This window comes from Micromonospora sicca (genome assembly GCF_003172935.1).
Classification (GTDB): Bacteria; Actinomycetota; Actinomycetes; order Mycobacteriales; family Micromonosporaceae; genus Micromonospora; species Micromonospora sicca.
In genome coordinates, this window is sequence record NZ_QGKS01000249.1 from 1 (window position 1) to 24,810 (window position 24,810).

26 protein-coding genes, 1 tRNA gene and 1 pseudogene are annotated in these 24,810 nt (G+C 69.7%); 17 read left to right on the forward strand and 11 right to left on the reverse strand.

Annotated elements, in window-relative coordinates; all coding sequences use genetic code 11:
* The 4 genes from DKT69_RS18100 to DKT69_RS18115 form a co-directional block, all read left to right on the forward strand.
* Window positions 1–766 (forward strand): G5 domain-containing protein (locus tag DKT69_RS18100; protein ID WP_236647991.1); only part of this gene is annotated, 766 nt, incomplete at its 5' end.
* Window positions 767–878: 112 nt separating this feature from the next.
* Window positions 879–1,115 (forward strand): DUF8847 domain-containing protein, encoded by a 237-nt coding sequence (locus DKT69_RS18105; RefSeq protein ID WP_146231119.1) that lies wholly within the window; start codon window positions 879–881, stop codon window positions 1,113–1,115.
* Between the two features lie 118 nt (window positions 1,116–1,233).
* On the forward strand, window positions 1,234–1,893 hold the full coding sequence (locus DKT69_RS40630; protein ID WP_109802713.1) for an HNH endonuclease family protein: 660 nt from the start codon (window positions 1,234–1,236) through the stop codon (window positions 1,891–1,893).
* A 566-nt stretch (window positions 1,894–2,459) separates the two neighbouring features.
* The gene (locus DKT69_RS18115; protein ID WP_109802714.1) at window positions 2,460–2,963 is read left to right on the forward strand and encodes a hypothetical protein; all 504 of its coding nucleotides are present in this window, start codon (window positions 2,460–2,462) and stop codon (window positions 2,961–2,963) included.
* Between the two features lie 283 nt (window positions 2,964–3,246).
* On the opposite strand, the gene DKT69_RS18120 is transcribed toward DKT69_RS18115, so the two are convergent.
* Window positions 3,247–3,474, reverse strand: a complete 228-nt coding sequence (locus DKT69_RS18120) for a DUF8847 domain-containing protein (RefSeq protein ID WP_109802715.1) — start codon at window positions 3,472–3,474, stop codon at window positions 3,247–3,249.
* 130 nt (window positions 3,475–3,604) lie between these two features.
* On the opposite strand from DKT69_RS18120, the gene DKT69_RS18125 reads away from it, so the two are divergent.
* Together DKT69_RS18125 and DKT69_RS37810 are read left to right on the forward strand one after the other, a co-directional pair.
* Entirely contained in the window at window positions 3,605–3,835 is a 231-nt protein-coding gene (locus tag DKT69_RS18125) for a hypothetical protein (protein ID WP_146231120.1), read from the forward strand.
* Window positions 3,836–4,833: 998 nt separating this feature from the next.
* Window positions 4,834–5,832 carry a hypothetical protein gene (locus tag DKT69_RS37810; RefSeq protein WP_146231121.1) on the forward strand — a complete coding sequence of 333 codons (999 nt, stop codon included), beginning with the start codon at window positions 4,834–4,836 and terminating at the stop codon, window positions 5,830–5,832.
* Between the two features lie 181 nt (window positions 5,833–6,013).
* On the opposite strand, the gene DKT69_RS40635 is transcribed toward DKT69_RS37810, so the two are convergent.
* Complete coding sequence (locus DKT69_RS40635) at window positions 6,014–6,145, reverse strand: hypothetical protein (protein WP_255420206.1); 132 nt, start codon at window positions 6,143–6,145, stop codon at window positions 6,014–6,016.
* Window positions 6,146–6,169: 24 nt separating this feature from the next.
* Here DKT69_RS40635 and DKT69_RS18135 point away from each other — a divergent pair, with 24 nt between their 5' ends.
* Window positions 6,170–6,757 (forward strand): hypothetical protein, encoded by a 588-nt coding sequence (locus DKT69_RS18135; protein ID WP_146231122.1) that lies wholly within the window; start codon window positions 6,170–6,172, stop codon window positions 6,755–6,757.
* Window positions 6,758–6,983: 226 nt separating this feature from the next.
* Here DKT69_RS18135 and DKT69_RS18140 read toward each other — a convergent pair whose 3' ends face one another.
* Both DKT69_RS18140 and DKT69_RS18145 read right to left on the reverse strand, forming a co-directional pair.
* Window positions 6,984–7,844: a hypothetical protein gene (locus DKT69_RS18140; protein ID WP_109802719.1), complete on the reverse strand. Its 861-nt coding sequence runs from the start codon at window positions 7,842–7,844 to the stop codon at window positions 6,984–6,986.
* Between the two features lie 171 nt (window positions 7,845–8,015).
* The gene (locus DKT69_RS18145; protein WP_236647998.1) at window positions 8,016–9,221 is read right to left on the reverse strand and encodes an IS256 family transposase; all 1,206 of its coding nucleotides are present in this window, start codon (window positions 9,219–9,221) and stop codon (window positions 8,016–8,018) included.
* Between the two features lie 747 nt (window positions 9,222–9,968).
* On the opposite strand from DKT69_RS18145, the gene DKT69_RS18150 reads away from it, so the two are divergent.
* On the forward strand, window positions 9,969–10,589 hold the full coding sequence (locus DKT69_RS18150) for a DUF3885 domain-containing protein (protein ID WP_236647992.1): 621 nt from the start codon (window positions 9,969–9,971) through the stop codon (window positions 10,587–10,589).
* Between the two features lie 341 nt (window positions 10,590–10,930).
* On the opposite strand, the gene DKT69_RS18155 is transcribed toward DKT69_RS18150, so the two are convergent.
* Window positions 10,931–11,323 (reverse strand): hypothetical protein, encoded by a 393-nt coding sequence (locus tag DKT69_RS18155; protein ID WP_109802748.1) that lies wholly within the window; start codon window positions 11,321–11,323, stop codon window positions 10,931–10,933.
* A 409-nt stretch (window positions 11,324–11,732) separates the two neighbouring features.
* Here DKT69_RS18155 and DKT69_RS18160 point away from each other — a divergent pair, with 409 nt between their 5' ends.
* The 4 genes and pseudogenes from DKT69_RS18160 (at window position 11,733) to DKT69_RS18175 (ending at window position 16,097) form a co-directional block, all read left to right on the forward strand.
* Entirely contained in the window at window positions 11,733–12,140 is a 408-nt protein-coding gene (locus DKT69_RS18160; RefSeq protein WP_109802721.1) for a hypothetical protein, read from the forward strand.
* A 972-nt stretch (window positions 12,141–13,112) separates the two neighbouring features.
* The gene (locus DKT69_RS18165; protein WP_109802722.1) at window positions 13,113–14,684 is read left to right on the forward strand and encodes a replication initiator; all 1,572 of its coding nucleotides are present in this window, start codon (window positions 13,113–13,115) and stop codon (window positions 14,682–14,684) included.
* Entirely contained in the window at window positions 14,681–14,878 is a 198-nt protein-coding gene (locus DKT69_RS18170) for an excisionase family DNA-binding protein (protein ID WP_109802723.1), read from the forward strand. Before DKT69_RS18165 ends, DKT69_RS18170 begins: the two co-directional genes overlap by 4 nt.
* Window positions 14,878–16,097: pseudogene (locus tag DKT69_RS18175) on the forward strand (tyrosine-type recombinase/integrase). Before DKT69_RS18170 ends, DKT69_RS18175 begins: the two are co-directional and overlap by 1 nt.
* Here the strand turns inward: DKT69_RS18175 and DKT69_RS37815 are convergent.
* Window positions 16,066–16,488 carry a hypothetical protein gene (locus DKT69_RS37815; RefSeq protein ID WP_161557873.1) on the reverse strand — a complete coding sequence of 141 codons (423 nt, stop codon included), beginning with the start codon at window positions 16,486–16,488 and terminating at the stop codon, window positions 16,066–16,068. The pseudogene DKT69_RS18175 and the gene DKT69_RS37815 sit on opposite strands and share 32 nt — an antisense overlap.
* A gap of 156 nt (window positions 16,489–16,644) precedes the next feature.
* Window positions 16,645–16,716, reverse strand: a tRNA-Lys gene (locus DKT69_RS18180).
* Between the two features lie 148 nt (window positions 16,717–16,864).
* Here DKT69_RS18180 and DKT69_RS18185 point away from each other — a divergent pair.
* The 3 genes from DKT69_RS18185 to DKT69_RS18195 all read left to right on the forward strand — a co-directional run bounded on the left by DKT69_RS18185 (window position 16,865) and on the right by DKT69_RS18195 (window position 18,901).
* Complete coding sequence (locus DKT69_RS18185) at window positions 16,865–17,353, forward strand: anthrone oxygenase family protein (RefSeq protein ID WP_109802749.1); 489 nt, start codon at window positions 16,865–16,867, stop codon at window positions 17,351–17,353.
* 126 nt (window positions 17,354–17,479) lie between these two features.
* Window positions 17,480–17,773: a hypothetical protein gene (locus DKT69_RS18190; protein ID WP_236647994.1), complete on the forward strand. Its 294-nt coding sequence runs from the start codon at window positions 17,480–17,482 to the stop codon at window positions 17,771–17,773.
* A gap of 45 nt (window positions 17,774–17,818) precedes the next feature.
* On the forward strand, window positions 17,819–18,901 hold the full coding sequence (locus DKT69_RS18195) for an NAD-dependent epimerase/dehydratase family protein (protein WP_109802725.1): 1,083 nt from the start codon (window positions 17,819–17,821) through the stop codon (window positions 18,899–18,901).
* A gap of 137 nt (window positions 18,902–19,038) precedes the next feature.
* Here the strand turns inward: DKT69_RS18195 and DKT69_RS18200 are convergent, their stop codons facing one another.
* The 3 genes from DKT69_RS18200 to DKT69_RS18210 are packed head-to-tail and all read right to left on the reverse strand — an operon-like array spanning window position 19,039 to window position 21,754.
* The gene (locus DKT69_RS18200; protein WP_236647995.1) at window positions 19,039–19,740 is read right to left on the reverse strand and encodes a ZIP family metal transporter; all 702 of its coding nucleotides are present in this window, start codon (window positions 19,738–19,740) and stop codon (window positions 19,039–19,041) included.
* A 38-nt stretch (window positions 19,741–19,778) separates the two neighbouring features.
* Window positions 19,779–20,975, reverse strand: a complete 1,197-nt coding sequence (locus tag DKT69_RS18205) for a GNAT family N-acetyltransferase (RefSeq protein ID WP_109802726.1) — start codon at window positions 20,973–20,975, stop codon at window positions 19,779–19,781.
* 59 nt (window positions 20,976–21,034) lie between these two features.
* Window positions 21,035–21,754, reverse strand: a complete 720-nt coding sequence (locus DKT69_RS18210; RefSeq protein WP_109802727.1) for a PP2C family protein-serine/threonine phosphatase — start codon at window positions 21,752–21,754, stop codon at window positions 21,035–21,037.
* Window positions 21,755–21,817: 63 nt separating this feature from the next.
* Between DKT69_RS18210 and DKT69_RS18215 the strand changes: the two genes are divergently transcribed.
* Window positions 21,818–22,840, forward strand: a complete 1,023-nt coding sequence (locus tag DKT69_RS18215; RefSeq protein WP_109802728.1) for a helix-turn-helix transcriptional regulator — start codon at window positions 21,818–21,820, stop codon at window positions 22,838–22,840.
* 4 nt (window positions 22,841–22,844) lie between these two features.
* On the opposite strand, the gene DKT69_RS18220 is transcribed toward DKT69_RS18215, so the two are convergent.
* On the reverse strand, window positions 22,845–23,393 hold the full coding sequence (locus DKT69_RS18220) for a helix-turn-helix domain-containing protein (protein ID WP_109802729.1): 549 nt from the start codon (window positions 23,391–23,393) through the stop codon (window positions 22,845–22,847).
* A 59-nt stretch (window positions 23,394–23,452) separates the two neighbouring features.
* On the opposite strand from DKT69_RS18220, the gene DKT69_RS18225 reads away from it, so the two are divergent.
* Window positions 23,453–24,745, forward strand: a complete 1,293-nt coding sequence (locus DKT69_RS18225; protein ID WP_236647996.1) for a benzoate/H(+) symporter BenE family transporter — start codon at window positions 23,453–23,455, stop codon at window positions 24,743–24,745.
* The last annotated feature ends 65 nt before the right edge of the window (window positions 24,746–24,810 follow it).

A 24,810-nucleotide genomic window follows, 5' to 3' on the forward strand; every position in this document is an offset into this window, starting at 1 on the left:
ACCCCCGCCCCCACCGCCCTACCAGCCACAGGCCGGGTACGGCAGCCAGGTACCGCCGTACCCGACGGCGCAGTTCCCAGCAGCTGCCAGCTGGAACCAGGCGCCGGCGCGGCGGAAGGCGTCCAAGGGCAAGATCGCGCTCATCAGCGCAGGGGTGCTGGTGGTGCTGTGCTGCGGGGTGCCCGGCATCGTCGCCCTTGTCTCCCCTACCAGTTCCGACAAGGACGCCACCACCCCGCCGGCCCCGACTATTCAGGCCGCGGATGCCCCGTCGACTGCAACGGAGGCAGGCCTCGCCGCCACGCCAGCAGCACCGTCGCCGACTGCGGTGACCCCCAAGGCTGCCGCCACCCCTGTGATCGAGACCCGGACCGTCACCGAGACGCAGAAGATCGCGTACCAGACCAGGACCGTCAACGACTCCTCGCTACCCAAGGGCACCAGAAAGGTGACCACCCGCGGGGTCGCGGGAGTCAAGACCCTCACCTACCAGTTGACCCTGACCGACGGCGTCCAGACAGCCAAGAAGCTGGTCCGCTCGCAGGTCACCAAGGCACCCGTCACCCAGGTCGTCAGGGTCGGCACCAAGGTCACCCAGCAGTGCGACCCGAACTACAGCGGCGCCTGCGTACCCATCGCCAGCGACGTCGACTGCGCTGGTGGCAGCGGCAACGGCCCCGCCTACGTCGACGGGCCTGTCCGAGTGGTCGGCAGCGATATCTACGACCTGGACCGAGACGGCGACGGTATCGCCTGCGACACGTGACCAAATACAGGAAGGTGCGGAGGCAGATTTGCTCCTGCCTCCGCACGCCTCATTCCTATACCCCCGGCCAGCGGCGAATCTCAGCCCCCGACAAGCGGTACGCGGAGTGGCAGTGGCGGCAGTAGAGGCATGGTTTCTGGATGGACCGGTCGACGGGAGACTCATGCCAGTGGAGGTCACCGCCGACGGCAGTCCACCGGCGGTGGTCAAGCTACCTCAGACGGGCTTCTACGTCGGGGCGAGCCACCTCGCGGCGCCCGCGGTTGAGCACGTCTACGTCCTCGCTGACAGGCTTGATGACACGGAGGTCTACCAGTACCGGCCGCCCGCTTCAGCGGCGAGAGGCTGACCACCTACCGCCGGCGGAACGCTGTTCTGCAGTTGTTCGCTCGCAGACCATTGCTATGACGGTCGACACCTGTGTATATCGAAGTACCGCTATCTTCGATTGATCGGGAGAGCCGACCGTGACCCGTACCCTGCGCTGGGCCGCCACCCTGCTGGCCGCCGTCACCGCCACCACCGCCCTGACCGCCGCCCCCGCCCACGCCGAGACCTACTCCGCCGCCCTGCGCACCGCCGTGGCGAACCTGCCCGTCGCCACCGAGGTCCGCACCGGCTACGACCGCAGCCTGTTCCCCCTGTGGGTCGACGCCGACGGAGACGGCTGCAACACCCGCTACGAGGTCCTGATCGCCGAGGCCACCACCAAACCCACCATCGGCTCCGGCTGCAGCCTGTCCGACGGGCGCTGGTACTCCTACTACGACAACGCCTACTGGACGATCACCAGCGACCTCGACATCGACCACATGGTTCCCCTCGCCGAAGCGTGGGACTCCGGCGCCCGGAACTGGACCACCAGCCGCCGCCAGTCCTACGCCAACGACCTCGGCGACTCCCGCCCCCTGGTCGCGGTGACCGACAACGTCAACCAGGCCAAGGGCGACCAGGACCCCGCGACCTGGATGCCGCCCTACAGCTCCGCCCGTTGCCGCTACATCAACGAATGGGTCGCCACGAAGATCCGCTGGCGGCTCACCGTCGACACCGCCGAGAAGAACGCCCTGACCAGCTGGGCGAACTCCTGCTCCAACGTCACCATCACCGTCGTCCGCGCCTTCTAGCAACCACGGGTAAGGGCGGTGCCGCTCCGTACGGTGCTGCGCCGCCCTCGCCTCGACGCTGACCTACGCATTACGAGTCGGTGGCCTGGCCCTGGTCCACCGCCGGGTCCTCGTGCCCGACACGGTGTCGCGGTTCGCGATCGTCCGCTCATGCTCGCCGGTTTGGCTGCTCGCTTGGCTGCTCGGCGGGACCCTGACGCCTCGCTTACAAGGCGGTTTCGGCAAGACTGGCAACGTCCGCTGACGTCCACCGCGTTCGGGTCAGAGGCGACGTGCGTTTGCGTTCGTCCGGCGTCAGCCGCCAGCGCTGATGTCAACGGCTGATGTCAGGCTGCGGCGTACCGGCTTCATGGTTGCTGAGGGCGCGTGACGTGATGCGCAAGGATGCAGGCATGCGCCGTCACCCTCCGTCCGGCAGTTCCCCCGAGCCTGTCTCAGCCCTCCGATGCCATACCCGCTGGCCGCGTCTAATCGCAAACCTTCGTGTCCTGGCGGATTCCCGTGGCGACGCTGCCTCTGCTCGTGCTGACGGCTATGGCCTCATCTACGAGAGAGCAAGGGGCGCCATGGTCCTCGACGTGGTGATGTCTCGCCAAAGGGGTTACGAGACGCGCGTGCTGCCCGCCGTCAGGCCGTTCACCGAGAACGGTTTCACTCTTCGCGATCTCGTTGCTTCGCCTCCGGATCGCGCCCAGCTCGGCCTAATGGCCGGGGAGCAAGCAACGATGGTCGGGGTTGCAGAAGGTCTCCTGGCGTTCGCACGAGATGAGGGCATTGATGACGAAGACGAGGCATGTAGGGAGTGGGCCAAACGAGCGGCGGGCCTAGCACATGCCTTCCGGTGTGAGGAACGGGTCGGAGGGGTGAAGGGCATCGGCCTTGCCCTGTTCTGCTACCTCCAGATGCGTTCAGGCGGAGACGGCGTAAAGCCGGATGGACGAGTACGCGCATCCCTTCGCGGGCAGGGGTTCCCATGCCCCAAGGACCCCCACGCTGTGCTTACCGTCGCCCAGGCGGCCGCTGCCGAACTCCAGGTGAGCCAGCTTTGGCTCGATCAGCTTCTGTGGTGATCCCAGCCGAGTGGCCGGTAGCGCCGGCGTGCTGACCCATGCCACCTCGACGACTTGCATGGGCCAGCGCTGCTCGGCCGCGCCTCACTGAACTACCGAAGGCTCGAACCCTGAACCCCTCTCGTCGGGCGTCGATCATCCCAGATCGGGCGGATCGGCATGCTGACCTGGGCGACGTTTGTCATGGCCTTACAGGCGTTCACAGCCCTTGTCGGCGTCAGTAGTGCCCGCCACGTGCCCGATGATCTTGCTGGCCGCGAGTCCACGTCCCGTCCTGTGTCCACTACCGGCCGGGCGCCCAGACGTAAATCCACGGCGGGCCGGTGCCGGCCACCGGCTCCAACTCGTAGACGCCGGCCATGTCGGCATCGAGTAACTCGCCACCGAATCCCACCCACAGCCAGTTCTGGTCGGTCACGTTGGGCGGGACGCCGTCCTCGTCGACGGGCACCAGCAAGGACCGGCCGTCGACCGGACCTCCAACGCACGGCACGTCGACCTTCTCCCACATCCCCGATCATCAGACGGCCGTCCTGATGACCAGGCAATTTCGCCCGTTCCCCCCGCTTCCGCTGCCATTCGTACGCCGTTGCGGGCTTCGGGGACTCGGCGTGCTTGTCAATCAAACCTAGACTCACTGCATGAAGCGTCCGCGTCTCCGGATGACGCAGCTCGCCGGGTTCCTGCTCTGGCTCGCCTCGGGTGTCGGGTTGTGGTTGGGCTGGCCCGATAAGGTCGCGTCGCTACTCCTCGCCGCCGGTCTGCTCGTGTTTCATGGTCCGACTGTCATCACCGCTTGGCGGGAAAGGGAATCCAAGCCGCCGAAGCCTGCGGAAGAGGTTCTGAAGTGGTATCCGAAATGGTGGGCCTGACAGGGGCTTCTCGCCGACAGTGCCCGATGATCTTTAGGCAACCACGGTGGCCTGGCGTCTTGCCATCCCTGTCTGCCGCCGACCCACACCTCGGTGGAGCGGGCCAGGGCCAGGGTGACCAGGTGGAGCGCCCTACCGGAGGCACGGCGACCAGGTCCACGTGCGGTAGCCGAGGGCCGCAGGGCTACGACCCCCGCCGGGGGGAGCCTGGGTGGCGGTTGTCATTCGTTGTCAGCAGGCATCGTCCTACCTGCTCAGGCGCGGCCACCCAGTCGCTCTTTCCCGTCCGTTACCGTCGTACAGCAGCCTGTTTGCTGACCCGCTGCTGACTCCGCCTAGCGGTGCGGTTAGGCGCGCGCGCCGCCGTCCGGTGCGGTTGCTTCCAGCGTTGCTGTCGACAGCTTTATGGCCGGCCTACTTCGTGGGCAGGCCCTGGGGTCCTCTGCCTGCGGGCGATACGCGGGCTGGTCGGGCGTGGGCCGGTAGGTCACGACCTGGGCGTGCCGGTCGCCGCGGTGATACCCAGCGATCAGGGCGCACCAGTCAGCCCCTGCCTGAGGGTGGTTGGCCAACACGTCATGGCTGTTCAGCTCACCTCGTCGCGGGCTGTCGGGGGGCTGCCTACTTAGTGTCGAGCCGGACCGTCCGATTTTCAGATCCAGGCGGCAGCGGTCGCAGGCACTCCGACGAGCGGTCGCTGATCGCTCGATGCCGAGCCCGGCTGTCCGCGGCTGCTCCCGTTGTCGTCATGCTGCCGTCAGTAACCAAAGCCCCGGCCGCCCGACGCTGTGGCCCAGGCGGCTTACTCGGAGGTGGGACTCCTGGCCTCTTCGCCGATCAGTTCAGCTCGGGGCGTTAGTTGGAGTCCGTCGTCTACCTTCGAGGCTGCATGGTCCTAACCTCGGGCAACGCCCGAAGCGATCAATCGAGGTGAACGGGTGCCGCTAACAGAGGACTTTGACAGACACGGAGTCATTTCCCGCAGCGCTCTGGACCGGATGCTCAGCGAATACGCGGGCAGCGAAAGCTTCATACGGGAAATGTGGGACTTCGCACATCAGCCAGGTCCACTTGCGAGCCTCCTCGGTGACCTTAGGTGGCACATTTACCGAGCCGGAGATGCCATCCGAGACTACTCGCCCGGCATTTCCCAATTCACCGTACTCAAAGCACCAGTGATCGATGATGAGCATCTACGTAAGTCGCTGTTCCTCGCCGCGCGTTCGACGTTTATCTTTCCGGAAAAAATACACATCACAAGTTACGAAGACGTTACCCCGGATGATGCTAAACAATATGAGGGATGGGGTGTAGAAGTTAGCGCGGAATTCATCCGACACTTGTTCGACTACCGGGGGCTGATCGATTCCGGCGCAGTTCGATTGCTTGGCTCAAGCATCGGGTACACCAGCCAATTCGCTCAGACAAAGACTCACGTAACGGCAGACGAACTCCCAGACATGCGGGCGCTGGCCGTGGGAGACAACGAGGAGGTTGCCAGGCTGGCGTCGCTACTCCGGTCCAACCGCCAGGTTCTCGACCTCGCGACGACATACGTGCCTTGGATTGCCCAAGCGAGCCTAGATGACGTCGTTAAGCTACGTAGCGAGAACGAGGACCTGTTATCTGATTTCCAGCGTGCCTACCACAAGGCACTGGTCGAACAGATCTCACATGGCGATGCGGTCGACTTTGGCCGCATCTCCCGGCAGATCGAGGGAGACGTCATCCGCCCGAGCCTGCGCACAATCGAGCGCCGTTACGCGCGTGAAATCGCCAACCACCGGAGGTTGCGCAACCTTGGCGCTACGGTCGCATTTCTTCCACTCGCCGCCGCTGTGACGGCCGAAGTGGTTACCTCAACGGGCAACTTTCAAAGCCTTGTCTTGTCCGTCGCCCCCACCGTGTCGGCGCTGACGAATGCGGTATTAATAAATCGGTTCCAGCGCAAGTTGTCCAGTGATGCTCTGCTGGATTCGCCGTTCTTTCTGCTATGAAAGATCCAGAAGGAGCACAGGCGTTGAGTATGTCAGGCCCAACGGTGCGTCTCAATCGGCGACCAAGCTGTTAGGAGTTCGATTTAGACGGGGACTTGAACCCTGAACCCCTCCTGGCGGTCTGTGGACCATCTCAGATCGGGCGGATCGGCCGCCTGGCCTCGGGAGTTCTTCCGCTGCCTTACAGCGGTTGACAGTCCTTGTCGGCGTCGGTTGTGCCCGCGTTGTGCCTGGTGATCTTGTCGAGGTCCGCGGCGACGATCGCATCGAGCCGGTGGGCGGCCAGCTGGACAACGTCGCACCAGGGAGCCAAGCCATTCCGCGTACTGTCTGACAGGTGAACTGGCGCTCGCCGAGACCGGCCGTCATAGCGGCAGCGCTCGGTGCTGCCTTCGTCCTCTCTGCCACCGTCTCGCTCGCCGTGCCGATCCTGAACCGGAGCAGTGATGGTGGCAGCACCGCGGCAGAATCGGCCGCCGCCCCCCGGTTCATCACCTGTTTCCAACCTCCGCAACCGACCGGAGCGGTGCCCGATCCATGCTGGGACCTCGCCGTCGCCGCTGGCCGGAGCACGCCGAGCCACGCGGCGCGGGAGGCCGCCCGACTCGCCGCCGTTGAACTCCGAACGGAGTTGTCGGCCGTGAAGGATCGACAGCCGTCGGTCTGCATGACGACTGCGGCCGGCGGTCCCGGGCCATGTAGGCGCGACAACATCGACGCCGGCGAGCTGCGGACTGCGCTGAACCGCGTGGGTCTGGTCGACCACGTCGTACGGCCCGCGCGGTCCAACGACATCACCGAGGGCAAGGGGCTCGTGTTCGCTGCGCGGGTTGAAGGTGCCTGCGTGCTCGGCTACGTGCTTCCTTCGCGCGAGGCGGCCGGCGTAGCTGGAACGCTGCCCGATGGCACCTGCTTGTCCGTCTGATCAGCCCTCAACCCGATGGGCCGCAAGCGCCAGGTAGCGGGTGCAGTCGGTGGGACCGTGCCGCTGCCTCCACTGCCGCACACGGTTTAGGAAGGAGTTAGGGCCTCACCGACAAAGGCCGTGGCTCCCTGCGCAAACGCTCGTTGGATAGCTTGCGCTGTCCATGATCATTCCGCGAATAGTCCGGATCTTTCGCGGCTCACCCACCAAGACGCCGCGGCCTGGCTCAGTGCATTGCGGCGTCCTCGTACACGACTTGATGTTTCGTCGGCCAGCCAGGCAAGTCACGGGGTTGGCCGGGCGGCAGAACTGGGGCGAGCATCCGGAACAGGCGCTGCATCGCTAGGTCGTCGTACTCCTCAGGCGTTCGCGTCGCCCGCAACAGCACACCACCAGCGGCCAGCCGGCGAACCTCGGCCACCGCACCGGCCGATTCAATCGCATCGGCGCCACCGAGGCGCTCGACGAGTTCCCCCGGCACCACCGTCACCCACGAATACCCCCGCAGCACCTGCCGACTCTGCTTCAGGGAGACATCGGAATCACGGCGAAGCGACTTGTCCAGCTCAGTGCTGCCCTCGTCACCCACGTCCTTGTTGATCTCCCCATATGCCGGGTCGGCGTCGGCCAGGACTTCGGTCAGGAAGTCCACCCACCGGTCGTACTCCACGGCCGGGTCAAAGGCCGCCCCCAGCATCGCCCGAATGACCAGCCGCACCCACGGGTTGTTGTCCAGCACCCGGGTCACCTCCAGCCGGATCGCGGCGTACGACAGTCTCTTCTCCGCCGTATGGACCGAGGCGGCAACCACCACCGGGTTCTCGTCAATGCGCTCCAGCGCAGCCGCCCACCGCTTACCTGAACGACGAACAGCACGTATCGGATCCCGCTCCGTGCTGCACACGATCAGCGAAGCCGCCGCGTCCGGATCCTTCGCCGCCACCGCCCGCGACACCTCACCGAACAGCCCATCCCAACCCTGCTGCAGCCACGCCCGCGACGTTCGCGCCACCCGTGCGGCATCCCGCGGATCCAGACATACCTGCGCGAACAGCGAGGAGTCATCCGAGCAGTCGTAGTAGATCATCGAGCCCTGCCACCTCCCGTTGCGACAAACGTCAGGAACTCCTTGATGACCTCCAGGCAACCAACACGCCTCTGTCACCTGCTGCTCTACGCGGGCTGAGCTGCTACGACGGTCCTCTGCTATGCGTACGGGAGTGTCAAGTTAACGGCTGATCTTGGTTTGTTGAGGTAGTCAGTCGTTGGCCGGGGTGAGCCGGCCCTCGGAGGCGATCTGGAACGCGTTCAACGGTGCCTTCCAGCGCATGGTCCACCGCCGGCGGCCGGCGCCGGTCGGGTCGAGGCTCATCAGCGCCATGTACACGCACTTGAGTGCGGCGGCCTCGTTCGGGATGTGGCCGCGGGCGCGGACGGCCTTGCGGATGCGGGCGTTGACGCTCTCGATCGCGTTCGTGGAGCAGATGACCTTGCGGATCTCGACGTCGAAGGCGAGGAAGGGCACGAACTCGGCCCAGGCGTTCTCCCACAGCTTGACGATCGCCGGGTACTTTCTGCCCCAGGTCTCGGCGAACTCGAGGAACCGTTCGGTCGCGGCGTCCTCGGTCGCCGCGGTGTAGACAGGCTTGAGCGCTTTGGCGATCTTGTCCCAGTCCTGGCGGGCCGCGTATCGAAACGAGTTGCGCAGCAGGTGAACTACACAGGTTTGAACGATCGTGCGCGGCCAGACGGTCGCGACGGCGTCCGGCAGGCCCTTGAGCCCGTCGCAGACGAGCATCAAGACGTCCTGGACGCCGCGGTTCTTCAGCTCGGTGAGCACGTGCAGCCAGTGCTTCGCGCCCTCGCCGCCGTCGCCGGCCCAGATCCCGAGGATGTCCCGGTGCCCGTCGACGGTGACCGCCAAGGCCACGTAGATCGGCCGGTTCGCGACCTGCCCATCCCTGATCTTCACATTAATCGCATCGATGAACACGACTGGATAGACGCGGTCCAGCGGCCGGTTCTGCCACTCGGCCATCCCGTCCATCACCTTGTCGGTGATGGTGGAGATGGTCTGCTTCGACACCTCAGTGCCGTACACCTCCACCAGATGCGCGGCGATCTCACCGTGCGTCAGCCCCTTGGCCGACAGTGACAGCACCAGGTCATCCACCCCGGACAGTCGCCGCTGACGCTTCCGCACGATTTGCGGCTCGAACGTGCCCGCCGCGTCCCGCGGCACCCGCACCTCGACCGGGCCGACATCGGTGAGCACCGTCTTGGTCCGGCTGCCGTTACGGGAGTTTCCGCTGCCCTTACCCGCCGGGTCGTGCTTGTCGTAGCCGACGTGATCGGTGATCTCGCCGTCCAGCGCGGATTCCAGGACCCGCTTGGTCAGCTGCTGCAACAGCCCGCCCTCACCGGTCAGTTGCAGCCCGTCCCCACGAGCCCGATCGACCAGCATCGCGATCAACTGCTCGTCCGTGACCGCGCCCGCCGACCCGGCGGCCGTCTGCTGTCCCACGATGGTCTCGGTCGTCATCTGGCGTCTCTCCCTTGATCGGTCGATCAGCCGTTATTTGTACAGTCCCATGCGTACTCGTCCGTGGACGTCCGCCGCGATCGTCACTCAGTTGGTCACCCGTCCGCACGTCGGCGGTTGTCGGCTCGCGTCGCGTCCTGACCCGGGCGGCTAGACGGACGGCTCTTCTTCTGGCCAACACGGCTTAGCAGGATGAGAAGTGGGCCGCCGACGAACAGCGTGAGGCAGCAGCATAGGCCCTTAAGCGGGACGCCTGGATCGACGTTGGAGGGTTCCATTCGGAGCACCTCAGCCAAGATCGGGCGTTGTTCGGTGTCCCCGCCTGGCGTTGGCCTCGATCCTGATGCCACTTGGCGTTGCAATGTGGAAGGCCCTCGGCATACCAACTTCAACCGGACCGAACGCCTCGTGACCTGCGCTCGGGCCTGTCGTCGGTCGTCATCGTTGGTCGCCGTTGGTTCACCTCAGACGGCCTGCAGACGGCATGATCTTGAAAGTGACCTGCTCGCCGCCGAGAGGACCGCTCGTCCCCCAGGACGACTCGCCATACGTCCACGCACCTCACGCACGGTAGGCGTCTGCGGAAGGAGTGCGGCCCGCCTCTTGTCGTCTGCGCTCGTGCGGGACGTGTGGTCCCTGCCTGGTCCCGGGGAGCGACCCTCGCTGGGCATGAGGTACAACAACGCGGTGACACCGAGCCAAGAGCTGAACCCGCCGGCCTTGACCGAGCTGTGGGAGCAGCGTTGGTCCGAGTGCCCGCCGTTCGCCCACTGGCTTCGCGGTCAGTACCCGGATCGGTGGGTCAGGTTCCACAGCCTGCCGGGATCGAAGCGGTACGCAGACAACGAGAGCGAGTACGGGATCGTGCTCGACCGGCACTACACGGTGCTGTCAGAGCTCGATCCGGGTGCCGTCCTTCTTGTTGTCACCAGCGAGTGGACAGAGGGCCCGCCAACCACCCCGCAGATGTGGCCGAGGCGTTCAGAAGTGGCGCCGTCGGCATGGCACTGGCAGACCCTGCTGGAAGACCCCGAGGAAGAGCCTGAGTACCGCGCCTATACACAGCTCTACGCCGAGACGATCGCTTGGCAGCCCGGCGCGATTGATGTCCTGTTGCGGGCTGTAGCCGACGACGAGTTGGCAAACGTGATCCTCGCGCCGACTGATCTTCGATGGCTGTATCACCCCTACGACGGTGGAGCCGATGTCATTCTGCCGAGCCGAAAGCAACGCGACGCGCTAAAGGCACAGCATCGAGATTGGCTTTCCCAGGAGTCGTCCAGGCTCTAGGTGCCGGCAACACCTCGCCTTGTCCGCTGGTCAAGAAGCGCTACTTGCAGCCAACTTGACCGATCTTGGTCCCCAGAACGCCAAGGAGGGCCGATCCGCGTGCCGGATCAGCCCCCTGAGCTGCGTCCGGGCGGCCGGATCGAACGGAGGACCCCTTGACCCCCAGAGATCGGCAGAGCGGTGTGGTTTGGCTCGTACCGCTGGTCGACGGTCCGAGGGCGGTCACCAGGGTTCCGCTTGGTGTAGTCGGTTGCTGTACTTCGTTGCTGTACTGCTTGGCCCCGCCCGCCAACAGCCTTCCGCTGCTCAACGGTCTGCGCCACTCCGCGGCGGGCGGGCACTTACTTGAAGACGCCAATGATCCCGGTCACGGTGCCCACGAGGCCACTGACGGTCGCCAGCTTTGCCGAGGCCCCGGTCCAGATCCCTTTAGTCTTCTCGCGCCAGCCGAGCGACCACCAGTCACGCCCGAACTTCTGCCACTTGTGCTGCCGGAGGTGGCAGCCCAAGACCAGGCCGCTCGAGTTGTTGCGGCAGAACTCGACGCCGCCGCGCTTCCGGTTGATTGCGCCGCAGTACACCGGCGCTTGAAAGAGGACGAAGAGGATCAAGAGGCCGACCAGAACCGCGTAGATGCCGGGGCCGTACGCGCTGCTACCAAGGGACAGGAGGAGCACAGCCAGGACGCCGTAGCCCCAATACCGCCAGAGGTTCGGCTTGCCGCGAGACGCCATGAGTGCGAACAGTACCGACATGAACGCGAGACGTGAAGATCCTCGCGGCCCGTCGATGTTAGACGATCGACCACTTCCAGCAGTATTGATCTGGGGCGGGCGCGTAGTCGATCAAACCGGGCGACATGGGCTTTGGCCTGCTGCCACGCATCGGATGGATGGTCAACGATGGTCACCGTCGGCCCTCGTTCGACGGCCTGGAAACGGCATGATCTTGGGGGTTCAGCGACCATCGGGCGGCTCCGGCGGCCTCACCAGGTCGCTCCACCTTCCCTGAACCGCGGGCCTCAGCCAGACTCAGCTAGTGGCTTGGGAGTGGGGTGGGGCAGCCGCAACGGCCGTCGTAGGCATCGCTGGTCTCTGCGCCACGGTGTGGACCAACCATCGAGGCCGCCAACATGCGGAACGGTTGGCGGAGAACGCCAGGCAGACCACCTTGGCGCTTGCTCGGGAGGCCCGCAGCCAAGACCGGCTCGAAGCCGCCTACCGTCGGCTCCTGGCCGTGGCCACTGAGACGACCTCTTTCGTGACGACCGCAGACGTCGTCTACCCCCGAGATGGGAAGCCGCCCGACATTGACGAGGTCGCAGACGAGGTTTCCATTCTGCTCCTGGTCTACGCCAGCGAGGAGATGAGAGACGCCTACAGCTCCTGGATGCGCGACATCCAACCCTTGCGCGACCTCCTTGACGAAGTGCCGGAAGACAAAGCGTGGTACGGCTGGCCGGAGGTAGCAGACGAATTCCGAGATAAGGCGGATGGCATCCACCGATCGTTACACGAGCTCTACGTGGTCGCTCGTAGGGAGTTGGCCTAACTGACTGCGCGCCTGCTCCGTTCCGTCCTAGCCATCCCGTCGGCCTTCGTCCGCACACGGTGGAGTGGGTAGGGCCTGCCCGGTCAAGGTGGAGCACACCACCGTCTGAACGACCTTGACCGGGCAGGCCCTACCCGCTCGGCTTTGCCCGGACGGAGGTTGTCGGGATGGCGCCAACCATCCCGGAGTGCCTGAGGACCCCGCCGGAGGCACTGCCATTGTCCCGTTCAACATCGAAGCCCCGGATCTGCCACTACCCATGGCGGCCCGGGGCTTCGTCGTATGTCGCGCCGCCGGCGGGCTGCAACCGTCGCGCTGGCGGCCGAAGGCCAGAGGCGCGGCGGCGGGCCATCGGCCCGGCCCAGGTTCGGCGGCGCGAGCGGCCCGCGACGCGGGCCGCCTTGATAGACGTACAGAAAGTCCTCCCACACCGGCCGGCAGCCGGCCGTCCCGCCCCGGCCGCAGGAGTCACGACCGGTTGACGTGTCGGTACCCGGTGCTACTCTGACGCTCGTCGAGCACGCCAGCGCGGCCTTCCCGCCGGATCGCTGGACTCGACGTCGGAGATGCCGAGCGGTCTTCCTGCCGCTGATGCGGGCCACGTCCCGCCGGCTCTCGATCGCACCGGCCGAAGTGCCGGCTTCTCGAATCCGTTGAGCGGCCCAGCACGGCCTTCCCTGCCGTCCACGATGGCCCGGATTCGCTCCCCTCCACGGGTGGGGGCAGCCTGCGGCAACCCGCCGGATGCCGATATCCCAGGCTCCCCACCCGTGCCGGCCCATTCGCCAGGTTCACGAGCGTGAAAGGACATGACCCATCGGCGGGAAGTGGCACGGCCACGGTTCCGCCCTCCGGCGTCAGCCGCCCTCTCGGCGGTGCCAGGAGACACGACGAACACCACCAGCGGACACCCGTCCACGGCTGGTGGTGCTTCGTCTCCCGTCCCTGCCACCCCTTGAAGAGGAGACAGTCGTGTCCACCACTCCGCTCGCCCTGTACCGACCTGGCCTCGCTGTCGGCCGGGACGCCCAGGTCCTGCACCGCGCCGCCACGCCGGAGTTCTCCGGCTGGCTGGAGCACACCCGCCCCGCCGGCGGCTGTGCTCGCCCGATCCGCCTCACCGGCACCCTCGCCGCCGTCGACCGGAACACCGCCCGCATCACCGGCCAGCTGCACACCGACGAGCTGCCCGACCGCACGCTCTACAAGGCGTGCGGCAACCGCCGCGAATCGGTGTGCCCGGACTGCGCCTGGGTCTACCGGGGCGACGCCTATCAGCTCACGCGCTGCGGCCTGACCGGCGGAAAGGGCGTCCCTGACTCGGTCGGTCGGCACCCGGTCGTCTTCGCCACCTTCACCGCCCCGTCCTTCGGCCCGGTCCATCACCGGCACGTCGCCCGCCACACCTGCCGCAGCCGGCAGCGCTGCGACTGCCGACCCGCACCCTGCCGCGCCCGCACCAACACCGGGACCTGCGCGCACGGGCAGCCCGCGGCGTGCTTCGCTCGCCACGAGGCCGACGATTCGCGGATCGGTCAGCCGTTGTGCCTGGACTGCTACGACCACGCCCACCAGGTCGTGTGGAACTACTTCTCGGGGGAGTTGTGGCGGCGCACCAAGCAGGCCATCGAACGTCACCTCGCCGCCCTCTGCCGCAAGCGCGGCATCCCCTTCGTCCGGGTCGTCACCGCCTCGGGCAAGGTCCGATGGGTGCCGCCCGTGCGCGTGTCCCACGGCAAGGTCGCCGAGATGCAACGCCGGGCAGCGGTGCACTTCCACGCCCTGCTGCGCCTCGACGGCGTCGACCCGGACGACCCGGGCGCCCTCGTGCCGCCGCCGGCCGGCATTACCCTCGACGACCTGGAAGACGCGATCCACGTCGCCGCCCGGCAGATCACCGTCACCACGCCCGCCCACCCCGACCGGCCGGAAGGTTGGCTGGTCGCCTGGGGCGAGCAGGTCGACGTGCGGCGTATCAACACCGCTGGCGGTGAGCTGACCGACGGCAAGGTGGCCGCCTACCTCGCCAAGTACGCCACCAAGGCCACGGAAGCCACGGGCCACTCCTTCGCCCGGCTCACCCCGGCCACGATCGACGACTGCGCCGATCCCGAAGGCGACCACGTCGCCCGCCTCATCGACGCTTGCTGGCATCTCGGCCGCGCCACCGACACCGACACGACCGGCGGCGCCGCAACCGCTGATGACCGTCAAGGCGGCCTTGACGCCAAACCCAACATCTACGGCGGCTTGCGGCGCTGGGCGCACATGCTCGGCTTCGGCGGCCACTTCCTCACCAAAGCCCGCCGCTACTCCGTCACCTTCGCGCTGCTCCGCGAAACCCGCGCCACCTACCGGCACGAAGAGGACGACGAAACCGCCGACACCATCACCGTCGGCACCCTCACCTACATCGGCTCCGGCTGGCTCTCTGAGGGAGACGCCCTGCTTGCCAACACCGCCGCGCGACAGCGGCGCGAGAGCATACGCATCGGCCGGGAGGAACTCGCCCACGAAGCCTGGCTCACCGGGGCCGCCGCATGAGCCATGACCTCACCCCGCGCTGGTACTCCCCAGCAGAAGTCGCCGTCCTGCTCGGCTTCGGCATCTCCAAGGTCAAGATGAAGATCGCCATCGGCGAGCTGCGCTCCATCAAGGACGGCAAGTACCGCCGCATCCTCCCCGAATGGGTCGACGACTACATCCGCGAGCAGGTCGAACGCCAGGAGGCCGCCTGATGCCCGGACGTGCCCGTGCCAACGGCGAGGGGTCGATCTTCCCGTACCGGAACGGCTTCGCCGCGTACGTCTGGGTCGAGAAGCCGGACGGCAAGCGGGGTCGAAAGTGGGTTTACGGCAAGACCCGCGAGGAGGTCCACGACAAGTGGATCAAGCTGCACGGTCAGGCGAAGGCCGGTCCTGTGGCGACACGCTCCCCGACGGCAGGGGGTTCGCCGGCTACTGGCTGCGCGAGATCGTCAAGCCGAACTTGGCCCCCGGCAGCTACGTCACCTACGAGGTCGTGGTCCGGCTCTACCTCGTGCCGGGGCTGGGTCGGAAGCGGCTCGACAAGCTCCGGGTCAGCGACGTGCAGACCTGGATCAACGAGGTGGGGCGGACGTGCCAGTGCTGTGCCCAGGGCAAGGACGAGGGGCGCAAGCCAGCCCAGCGTCGCTGCTGTGCCCTCGGCCGCTGCTGCCGGGATCTGCCCTCCGCGACCAGCGTCACCCACCTGCGGACCGTGCTCCGGACGCTGCTGTCCCAGGCGATCACCGAAGGGCTGATCACCCGCAACGTCGCATCCCTGGTGAAGCTGCCCCCGGTACGGAAGCGCAAGCGGAAGGCGTGGACGAGCGACGAGGCGCGGCGCTTCCTGGAGTCGGCCCGCGCCGACGACGACCCGCTCTACGCCGCGTACGTCCTGGTCCTGGTGCTCGGTCTGCGCAAAGGCGAGATGTTGGGGCTCACCTGGGCGGACGTCGACCTCGACGCGGGGGAGCTGACCATCGACCGGCAGCTCCAGCGGGTCGGTGCCGAACTGCTGCACCGCGAGACGAAGACGGCCGCCTCAGATGCCACCCTGCCGCTGCCGGACATCTGCACCGTGGCGCTCGGTCGCCGCCGTGTCGCCCAGACCACCGCCCGGGAGGCCGCCGGCCCGGCCTGGCAGCCCTCGGATCTCATCTTCACCACCCGCTACGGCCGGCCGGTTGAGCCACGGAACTTCAACCGCTTCTGGGACCGCCGCTGTGAGGCGGCCGGCGTTCGGCGGATCACCGTCCGGGACGCCCGGCGGACCTGTGCCTCGCTCCTGGCCGACCTGGACGTGCACCCCCGGGTGGCGATGCAGATCCTCCGGCACGCGCAGTTCGCCATCACCATGGAGATCTACACGGTGGTCTCCTCGGCGGCCACCCGCGACGCCCTTAAGCGGCTCGGCCAGACGCTCGACCGGTGAGGGGTGGGCATGCCGCCGCCCAGTAGGGCATGCGCGGCCAGGATTGCGGCCACGCTTCCAGGCGCATGACTATTCGCAGGAGGCTTGCCTCAAACGCGGCCTCGTCAAGCTCGCCTCCCCGGCGGCGGGACCACAACTCGCTCAGGTCATCTTCGATGGCACCCAGTTCGATGAGTCGGTCGGCGCAGGCGAGGCTTCTCTGACGTGCCTCGGCCGGGCTGCCGGAGCTGGTGGTCATCTTGTCTGCGACCACGGTCAGTGTGCAGCGTGCTTCTGCCGTGATGCCACGGCCGGCGGTCTCGACTGCCCGCAGGGTCCCTTCGGGCCCTTGAACGATCTCGACGAACAGGCCGAGCAGCCGCGAATTGCGCACGAGCGGTCCGTCCGTCATCGTCCGCCCTCCAGCTGTTCGGTCCGCCGCCGCTTCGGAGAGCATCCCCGACACGGAAGTCAGGCTGGCGGTTGGTCCACTGCTGTACTTCGCTGCTGTACCGGCCCCGATCATGGCAACAGCGGCCCCGGACGGGACCGCTGACCTGCGGAGGAGTGGGCCGCCAGGGACTCGAACCCTGAACCTATGGATTAAAAGTCCACAGCTCTGCCATTGAGCTAGCGGCCCGCCCGCTCAGGCTACCGGAACCCGCTCGGACGAGCCTTCCGGCTTCCCGCCGCCCGTCGATGTCCGGCCGCCGAGGCCGAGCGACCGCGCATGCGGGCGAGCCGCTCGACGATGGCCCGTGGCGCCGTGGCCGGCCAGGCTGGGAGCCATGACATTGCTGCGTACGGCCGTGCTGGCCGGGGCGACGCTGACGACCGGGCTGATGGCGGGGCTGTTCTTCGCGTACTCGTGCTCGGTGATGCCGGGCCTGGCCGCGACCGACGACCGGACCTTCGTCGGGACCATGCAGTGGATCAACCGGCGGATCCTGAACGGCTGGTTCCTGGCCGCCTTCCTCGGGGCGGTGCTGCTGCTCGCGCTGGCGGTGGCGCTGCACCTCACCGGCGCTGGCCGGGTGCTGGCCTGGACCGGGGCGGCGCTGGTGCTCTACCTGGCCACGCTGGTGATCACCATGCGGTGCAGCGTGCCGCTGAACGACCGGTTGGACGCCGCCGGTCCGGTGGACCGGATCGCCGACCTGACGGCGGTCCGCGAGCGCTTCGAGGCGACCTGGGTGCGCTGGAACCTGGCCCGCACGGTCACCACCGTGGCCGCCTTCGCCTGCCTGATCGGCGCCCTGCTGACCCGCCGCGCCTGATCACCAGCGACTTCACGTCGGCGATGTGGCGGTGTCCGACCGGCCGGGATGCCGCCACATCGCCGACACGGCGCGGGGCGGGCCGGCATGCCTCGGCCCGCCCGGGGAACCGGGACGGGCATGAGGATGAGCAGTACGCCCGCCGTGGCCGCGTCGAGCGAGGAGGTCGGCGCGGACGGCGTACGGCAGCCGGGCGGCGAGGTGCACGCCTGGCTGCCGGGGCAGAACCAGACCGTCTGCGGGCTTCCGCTCAGTCGTACCCGGCTCCGGCGCTTCCCACACGTGCCGTTCGACTACGCCTCGACCGACGTGCTCACCCAGGCCGACCCGGTCGGGTTCATCTGTCCGCGCTGCCTCGCCGCCACCCAGGGACGCCGCCGGCAGGAGAAGAACTGGGTACGCCACTCGCCCCGGCCGTGAACCTTCCGGGGGTTGGAGTCCGGTTCAACGGGTACCGCAGCCGGTATGCGGATCGTGATCGTCGGGGCCAGCGGCAACGTCGGGACGGCGGTGCTGCGCCGGCTGCGTCAGGAGTCCGGGCTGGAGCTGGCCGGGGTGGCCCGCCGGCTGCCGGGGCCGGACGCCGGTGAGCCGTACGACCGGGTGGAGTGGCACTCCTGCGACATCGGGGCGCCCGGCGCGACCGAGAAGCTCTCGGCGATCTTCGCCGGGGCCGGGGCGGTGCTGCACCTGGCCTGGCAGATCCAGCCCAGCCACGAGCAGCGCACCCTGCATCGGACCAACGTCGACGGCAGCCGGGCGGTGACCGACGCGGTCGTCCGGGCCGGCGTCCCCGCCCTCGTGTGCGCGTCGTCGGTCGGCACGTACGCGCCCGGCCCGAAGGACCACCCGGTCAGCGAGCGCTGGCCGGCGACCGGGGTGCCCGGATCGTCGTACAGCCGGGACAAGGCGGACGTGGAGGCGCTGCTCGACACGGTCGAACGGGAGCACCCGGAGCTGCGGGTGGTCCGGCTGCGCCCGGGGCTGACCTTCCAGCGGGACGCCGGCACCGAGATCACCCGCTACTTCCTCGGGCCGCTGGCCCCGGTGCGGCTGCTCCGGTACGGCCGGATCCCGCTGGTCCCGACCAACCGCCGGCTGCGGATGCAGGCGGTGCACGCCGACGACGTCGCCGACGCGTACGCGAAGGCTCTGCTGGGTGAGGCACGCGGCGCGTTCAACGTCGCCGCGGACCCGGTGCTGACCCCGGAGCTGGTGGCCCGGCACTTCCACGGCTGGACGGTGCCGGTCGCCGCCCCGGTGCTGCGCGTCGCGGCGGCGCTGACCTGGCGGGCGCGGCTGCAACCGGTCGACGCCGGCTGGGTGGAGCTGGCGCTGAACGCGCCGCTGATGTCCAGCCACCGCGCCGAGACGGAGCTGGGCTGGACGCCGAGGATCGACGCTCTGACCGCGCTCAAGGAACTCTTCGCCGGCATGGCGGGCGCCGGGCACACCGCCGCCCCGCCCATGTCGGCGGACCCGGACCTCCCCGGCCGCCCCGGCGGCCTCCGCAAGGCCCGCACCCCGGGCCACGGCAACCCCTACTGACGTACGCCCCGCCGGTCGCCGCGGGTGCGGTCGTTGCTGACGAAGAAGATCGCGCCGCCGCCTAAAGCTCCGCCGCCAGCGGGCGTGCGGTCAGGTGTGCGAGAGGGCGAACGCGACCAGGAAGCCGAGGACGGTGATCAGGCCGACCAGGAGTGGGCGTCCTCAAACGCCTCGGGGACCATCGTGTCGGTGATCATCGCGAGGATCGCCCCGGCCGCCAGCGCGGTGATGGTGGCGAGCACCGCAGGCGGAGCGCCGCCGAGCAGCGCGTATCCGGCCAGCGCCGCCGCGCCGCTGACCAGGGCGATCGCCGCCCAGAGCAGGAAGACGTACCGCCGGGAACGGCCGGCCCGGCGCATGCCCGCCGCGCTGGACAGGCCCTCCGGCACGTTGCTCAGGAAGACCGCGACCACCGTGACCAGGCTGACCGGGCCGCCGGCGAGCAGACCCGCGCCGATCACCACCGACTCCGGTACGCCGTCCAGCAGCGCGCCGACCGCGATGGCCGTACCCGAGCCGGGCTGCTCCTGTTCGGAGGGCTGCACGTCGCCGGATCGCTTGCGGTGCCGGGCGCCGCGCCGGGCCAGCAGGATGTTCGCCACGGTGTACGCCAGCGCCCCGACCGCCGCGCCGAGGGCGGTGGGCAGCAGGCCAGCCTGCTCGTACGCCTCGGCGACCAGGTCGAAGGAGACCGCGCTGAGCAGCAACCCGGCGCCGAACGCCATGATCGACGCGATGACCTTCCGGGGCACCCGGGCGAAGAACCCGGCGACCGCCCCGATCAGCAGGGCCGAACCGGCCAGCAGACCCCACAGTCCCGCTTGCAACCACTCCGGCATTCGCAGGACCGTACCCCAGCGCGGGGGCGGCGGAACCGTCAGAAGTCGGCGAAGAGGTACGGCACCTCGCGGGGGAAGATGCGGCGCAACTCGGCCGCCGCGTCCGCCGGCACGTCGCCCAGGTCCCGGATGTCGACCTCGGCCGGGTCGAGCACCCCGTACGCGAGGGCGGAGAGCCCCGCGGCGGTGAGCGTCGCGGTCGGGACGCCGGCCCCGGCGGCGTCGCCGGGCCGCAGCTCCAGCCGGCCGGTGGCGCCGTCGAGCAGGTGCGTACCGGCCAGCCAGCGGTCGCCGACCAGGTCGACCCGGACCCGACCGGCTCCCGCCGGCAGGCCGGTCAGCGCGTCCAGGGAGAGCAGCCGGGCCATCGGAGCCGGCGACCCGGGCCGGGACACCCGCGCCTCGACGTGCACGGCCAGGTCGGTGAGCCACAGCTCGGGCGGTTCGTCGGCGGGGAGCTGGACCCGGATCCGCTCGACCTGGTCGACGTGCCGGGCGAAGAACTGCAACAGCAGCGCCCGGGCGTACGGGTCGGTGGCGAGCAGGTCGTCGGCGAGCAGCTCGCCGCCGTGGTCGTCGATCCGGTAGGTCACCGCGCCGACCGTGCTGCCGTCGACCACGGCGGTGAGCAGCCAGCGGTCGTCCCGGTCGCGTAGCCCGACGGCCCGGAAGTCGGGGAAGACCGCGAAGCCGTGCCGCTCGTGCAGGCAGCGTTCGGTGAATGCCCGCCAGGTCGGGTACCCCGCCCCGACCCGCTCCCAGACCACCTCGCCGGGCAGTTCGGCGCGGAGCAGCGGCCCGAGGTCGGCCGGGGTGAACGTCGCGGTACGCGCCCGGGGCAGCCCGACGTAGCCGAAGCGCTCGTAGAACGACGCCCGGAACGGGTACAGCGCGGTGAGCAGGTGCCCCTCGTCGCGCATCTCGTCGAGGAGCTGGTGCAGCAGCGCCCGGACGTGGCCGCGCCGGCGGGCCAGCGGATGGGTCGCCACCCCGGCGACGCCGGCCATCGGCAGGACGGCGCCGCGGAGGTTCTGCCGCATCGGGATCGCCGTGACGGCGGCGACCGCCGTGCCGTCCTCGTCGGCGACCAGCGTCCGGTTGCCGGCGTTGTAGGGGAGGTAGTCGCGGAACTCCGCCACCCGGGACGCGGCCAGCGGCGACGCCTCGAAGGCGTACGCCTGGAGCGGGAAGCTGGTGGCCAGGCGTTCTTCGGCGGCCAACCGACGGATGATCACGCCTCATCCCAACCCGGGCCGGTGGCCGGCGCAACCGCTTTCGCCGGCCCCGGGACCGGTCAGGCGTCGGCGACGTCGGAGACGACCACGGTGACGTTGTCCGGCGCGCCGGCCTGGTGGGCGAGCTTGACCAGCTGCTCGCCGCACTGCTGGCGGTCGCCGTACGTGCCGAGCGCGGCGGCGATCGCCGGGTCCTCGACGTAGTCGGAGAGGCCGTCGCTGCAGAGCAGCAGCCGGTCGCCGGGGAAGACGGTGAGCACCCCGATCGCCGGGGGCGCGTCCGAGCCCTGCACGGCCCGGGTGACCAGGGACCGCTGCGGGTGGTGCCGGGCCTGGTCGGGGGAGAGGGCGCCCTGGTCGACCAGCGCCTGGACGAAGGTGTCGTCCCGGGTGAGCTGGGTCAGCTCCCCGTCCCGCAGCAGATAGCAGCGGGAGTCGCCGACCTGGGCGAGGACCAGGGTGTCCCCGGCGAGCAGGGCGGCGGTGAGCGTGGTGCCCATGCCGTCGCGGGCCGGGTCGACCGTGATGGCGGCCCGGATCCGCTGGTTGGCGGTGCTCACCACGGCCCGCAGCGCGTCGGCGGCCTCGTCGGCGCCGGTGGGCGGGGTCAGCTCGTCCAGGATCCGGATGACGATCTCGCTCGCCACCTCGCCGGCGGGGAGACCACCCATGCCGTCGGCCACCGCCACCAGGCGGTCACCGGCGAGGGCGGAGTCCTCGTTGTTGGTCCGGACGAGGCCGACGTCGTTGAGGATGGCCGAGCGGAGGATGAGCGTCATGGGTCAAGCTTGCCAAGAAGACCCTGCCGCCGTCTCTACGCACTACTGCGTAGGGTGTGAGAAATGATGCCGGTGTCCATGGTCGGGCGCGCCGGCGAGCTGGCCGAGCTCGACCGGGCGTGGGCCGCCGTGGTCTCCGGCCGCCGGCCGGCGCCCACCGTCACCGTGATCACCGGGGCCGCCGGGGTGGGCAAGAGTCTGCTGGTCGCGGCCGCCCTGGAGGGCTTCACCCCGCGGCCGGCGGTGGTCCTCGCCGGCGCCGCGCGGGTGCACGACCCCGCCCCGTACGACTGGTTGGCGGCGGTGCTCAGCGGCCGGGACACCAGCGGCCTAGACCTGCCGCCGGACGCCCTGGCCTGGCTCGCCCAGCAGCCCACCGCGCCGCGCGAACGCTACGCCCCGGGCACGCTGCTGCGGCTCGCCGTCCGCACGGTCCGGCTGCTGGTCGGGACCGGCCCGGCGGTGCTGGTGGTGGAGGACCTGCACGCCCTCGACCCGGCCAGCCTCAACCTGCTCGGCGAGCTGGCCGCCGCCCCGGAGCTGCCGGCCCTGCTGGTGGTGGCGAGCCGTCCGCCGGCCGACGCGGTGGCGCCGGACCTCACGGTCCGCGCGCTGGCCCGCCTCTGCGGGGTACGCGGCGCGGTGCGCCAGCACCTCGCGCCCCTCACCGCGGCCGAGGTGGCCGAGGTGCTTACCCAGGTGTACGACGGGACGCGCCCCGCCGAGACGGTGGTGGCCGCGGTCTGGCGGCGGACCGGCGGCAACCCGTACGTGCTGACCGAGCTGCTCGCCGCGCACGCCGGGTCCGGGCCGGACGGTCTGGTCCACGAGCCGCTGCCGGAGCATCTGGTGCCCCGGCCGGCGACGCCGCCGGACGCCGAGCTGACCGGCCGGGAGATCGAGGTGCTGGGCTGCCTGGTCGCCGGGATGTCCAACAAGCAGGCCGCCCGGGCGCTCGGCATCTCGGTGCGGACGGTCACCGTGCACGTGTCGAACCTGCTCCGCAAGACCGGCTCGGCGTCGCGGACGGAGGCGGCGCTCTGGGCCGTACGCCACCGGCTGCCGGTGGCCGCGCCGCCCGGCTGACCGGTCAGCGGCGCGGGTAGCGCAGCAGCAGGCTGGCCCAGACCTCGTCGTCGCCGACGGCGGCGTAGCTGTGCGGCACGTCGGAGGTCCAGCGCAGGTGCCCGCCGGCCGCCGCGGTCAGCGGGGCGTCCACCGGCCCGGCGCGCAGCACGCCGGAGAAGACGGTGACGTGCTCGGTGACCCCGGCCTGGTGGGCGGGGGAGAGCTGGCCCGGGCCGGGCGCCACCCGCATCCGGTACAGCTCGTACGTCGCGTCGCTGTCGGTGAAGACCTCCAGCAGGGTGGCGCTCACCGCCGCCCCGCGTACGGTCGGCGTCTCGGCGGGCCCGGAGAGGACGGCGGTGAGCGGCACGCCGAGCTGCGCGGTGACCGCGTACAGGGTCTCCAGGGTGGGGTTGCGGGTGCCGTTCTCCAGGCCGGAGAGGGTGGCCTTCCCGACGCCGGCCAGCCGGGCCAGGGTGGACAGCGAGATTCCGCGTTCCTCGCGCAGCGCCCGCACCCGCAGGCCGACCGTTCCGGGTGCGGGGTCACGAGCTGGTGGGGGCGACGCCATGCCGCTATGGTGCTACACGTCGTCGTTCCGTAAACGGAACAGCCGGTGGAGGGGGGCGGATGGCGGGCCGACTGCAACCGGTGCTGGCCGGCGTCGTGACGGCCCTGGTGGGCTTCGCCAGCTCGTTCACCGTGGTCCTCGCCGGGCTGCGGGCGGTCGGCGCCGACGACGCGCAGGCCGCCTCCGGGCTGCTGGTGCTCTGCGTGGCGGCCGGCCTCTGCGCGGTCTGGCTCGGGCTGCGGCACCGGCTGCCGATGGCCATCGCCTGGTCCACCCCGGGCGCGGCGCTGCTGGTCGCCACCGGCCCGGTGCCCGGCGGCTGGCCGGCGGCGGTCGGCGCGTTCCTGGCCACCGGCCTGCTGATCGCGGCGGCCGGGCTGATCCCCGCGCTCGGCCGCGCGGTCGCGGCGATCCCGGGCCCGATCGCCAGCGCGATGCTCGCCGGGGTGCTCCTACCGCTCTGCACCGCCCCGGTCCGGGCGCTGGTGGAGGTGCCCCGGCTGGCCGCCCCGGTGGTGCTCACCTGGCTCGTCCTGCACCGGTTCGCCCGCCGCTGGGCGGTGCCGGCCGCGCTGGCGGTGGCGGCGGTGGCCATCGCGCTCACCGCCCCCGCCGCCGGGCCCGGCCGGCTGCACCTGGCCCCCACCGTCGAGGTGACCACGCCGGCCTGGACCCTGCCGGCGGTGGTCGGCCTCGCGCTGCCGCTCTTCCTGGTCACCATGGCCGCGCAGAACGTCCCCGGGATGGCCGTCCTCGCCGGCTACGGCTACCGGGCGCCGCTCGGCTCCGCCCTCCGGGTGACCGGGCTGGCCAGCGCGCTCGGCGCGCCGGCCGGCGGGCACGCGGTGAACCTCGCCGCGATCACCGCCGCGCTGGCCGCCGGACCGGATGCCCACCCGGATCCGGACCGCCGCTGGATCGCCTCGGTCACCGCCGGGATCGGCCTGGCGCTGCTCGGCCTCGGCGCGGGCGTGGCCACCGCGCTGGTGCTGCTCTCCCCGCCGATCCTGGTCGAGGCGGTGGCCGGCCTGGCGCTGCTCGGCGCGCTGGCCGGCGCGGTCTCCGCGGCCGTCGCCGAACCGGAGGCCCGGGAGGCTGCCGTGGTCACCTTCGTGGTGACCGCCTCCGGGGTCAGCCTGCTGGGGGTGGGCGGCGCGTTCTGGGGGCTGGTCGCCGGCTGGCTCATGCTGCTGCTGTTCCGCCGCCGGCGACCGGGCGGCGACGACCGGGCGGCGACCACGGAGCCGGCCGAGGGCGCCGTCGCGCCGGCCGAGGTCGTGCCGCGGGGCGATGACGTGCCGCAGGCCGGAGGCGGGGGACGGGCGGCGTTGTCGGGGCCGCCGGTCCGCTGAGGGCCGGGACCGGGCACGGCGTCCTTTGCAGTTGAATCGTTTGCGTCATCACCCCGCTCGTGCGG

What these genes read in the sequence shown, in the direction of transcription:
- DKT69_RS18170 (WP_109802723.1), top strand. Translation starts at nt 14,681, where the DNA reads ATGAGCCATGACCTCACCCCGCGCTGGTACTCCCCAGCAGAAGTCGCC.
- DKT69_RS37810 (WP_146231121.1), top strand. Translation starts at nt 4,834, where the DNA reads ATGCTCAGCGAATACGCGGGCAGCGAAAGCTTCATACGGGAAATGTGG.
- DKT69_RS18195 (WP_109802725.1), top strand. Translation starts at nt 17,819, where the DNA reads ATGCGGATCGTGATCGTCGGGGCCAGCGGCAACGTCGGGACGGCGGTG.
- DKT69_RS18190 (WP_236647994.1), top strand. Translation starts at nt 17,480, where the DNA reads ATGAGCAGTACGCCCGCCGTGGCCGCGTCGAGCGAGGAGGTCGGCGCG.
- DKT69_RS18140 (WP_109802719.1), bottom strand. Translation starts at nt 7,844, where the DNA reads ATGATCTACTACGACTGCTCGGATGACTCCTCGCTGTTCGCGCAGGTA.
- DKT69_RS18215 (WP_109802728.1), top strand. Translation starts at nt 21,818, where the DNA reads ATGATGCCGGTGTCCATGGTCGGGCGCGCCGGCGAGCTGGCCGAGCTC.
- DKT69_RS18200 (WP_236647995.1), bottom strand. Translation starts at nt 19,740, where the DNA reads ATGCCGGAGTGGTTGCAAGCGGGACTGTGGGGTCTGCTGGCCGGTTCG.
- DKT69_RS18220 (WP_109802729.1), bottom strand. Translation starts at nt 23,393, where the DNA reads ATGGCGTCGCCCCCACCAGCTCGTGACCCCGCACCCGGAACGGTCGGC.
- DKT69_RS18115 (WP_109802714.1), top strand. Translation starts at nt 2,460, where the DNA reads ATGGTCCTCGACGTGGTGATGTCTCGCCAAAGGGGTTACGAGACGCGC.
- DKT69_RS18210 (WP_109802727.1), bottom strand. Translation starts at nt 21,754, where the DNA reads ATGACGCTCATCCTCCGCTCGGCCATCCTCAACGACGTCGGCCTCGTC.
- DKT69_RS18225 (WP_236647996.1), top strand. Translation starts at nt 23,453, where the DNA reads ATGGCGGGCCGACTGCAACCGGTGCTGGCCGGCGTCGTGACGGCCCTG.
- DKT69_RS18150 (WP_236647992.1), top strand. Translation starts at nt 9,969, where the DNA reads ATGAGGTACAACAACGCGGTGACACCGAGCCAAGAGCTGAACCCGCCG.
- DKT69_RS37815 (WP_161557873.1), bottom strand. Translation starts at nt 16,488, where the DNA reads ATGACGGACGGACCGCTCGTGCGCAATTCGCGGCTGCTCGGCCTGTTC.
- DKT69_RS18185 (WP_109802749.1), top strand. Translation starts at nt 16,865, where the DNA reads ATGACATTGCTGCGTACGGCCGTGCTGGCCGGGGCGACGCTGACGACC.
- DKT69_RS18120 (WP_109802715.1), bottom strand. Translation starts at nt 3,474, where the DNA reads ATGTGGGAGAAGGTCGACGTGCCGTGCGTTGGAGGTCCGGTCGACGGC.
- DKT69_RS18155 (WP_109802748.1), bottom strand. Translation starts at nt 11,323, where the DNA reads ATGGCGTCTCGCGGCAAGCCGAACCTCTGGCGGTATTGGGGCTACGGC.
- DKT69_RS18125 (WP_146231120.1), top strand. Translation starts at nt 3,605, where the DNA reads ATGAAGCGTCCGCGTCTCCGGATGACGCAGCTCGCCGGGTTCCTGCTC.
- DKT69_RS18145 (WP_236647998.1), bottom strand. Translation starts at nt 9,221, where the DNA reads ATGCTGGTCGATCGGGCTCGTGGGGACGGGCTGCAACTGACCGGTGAG.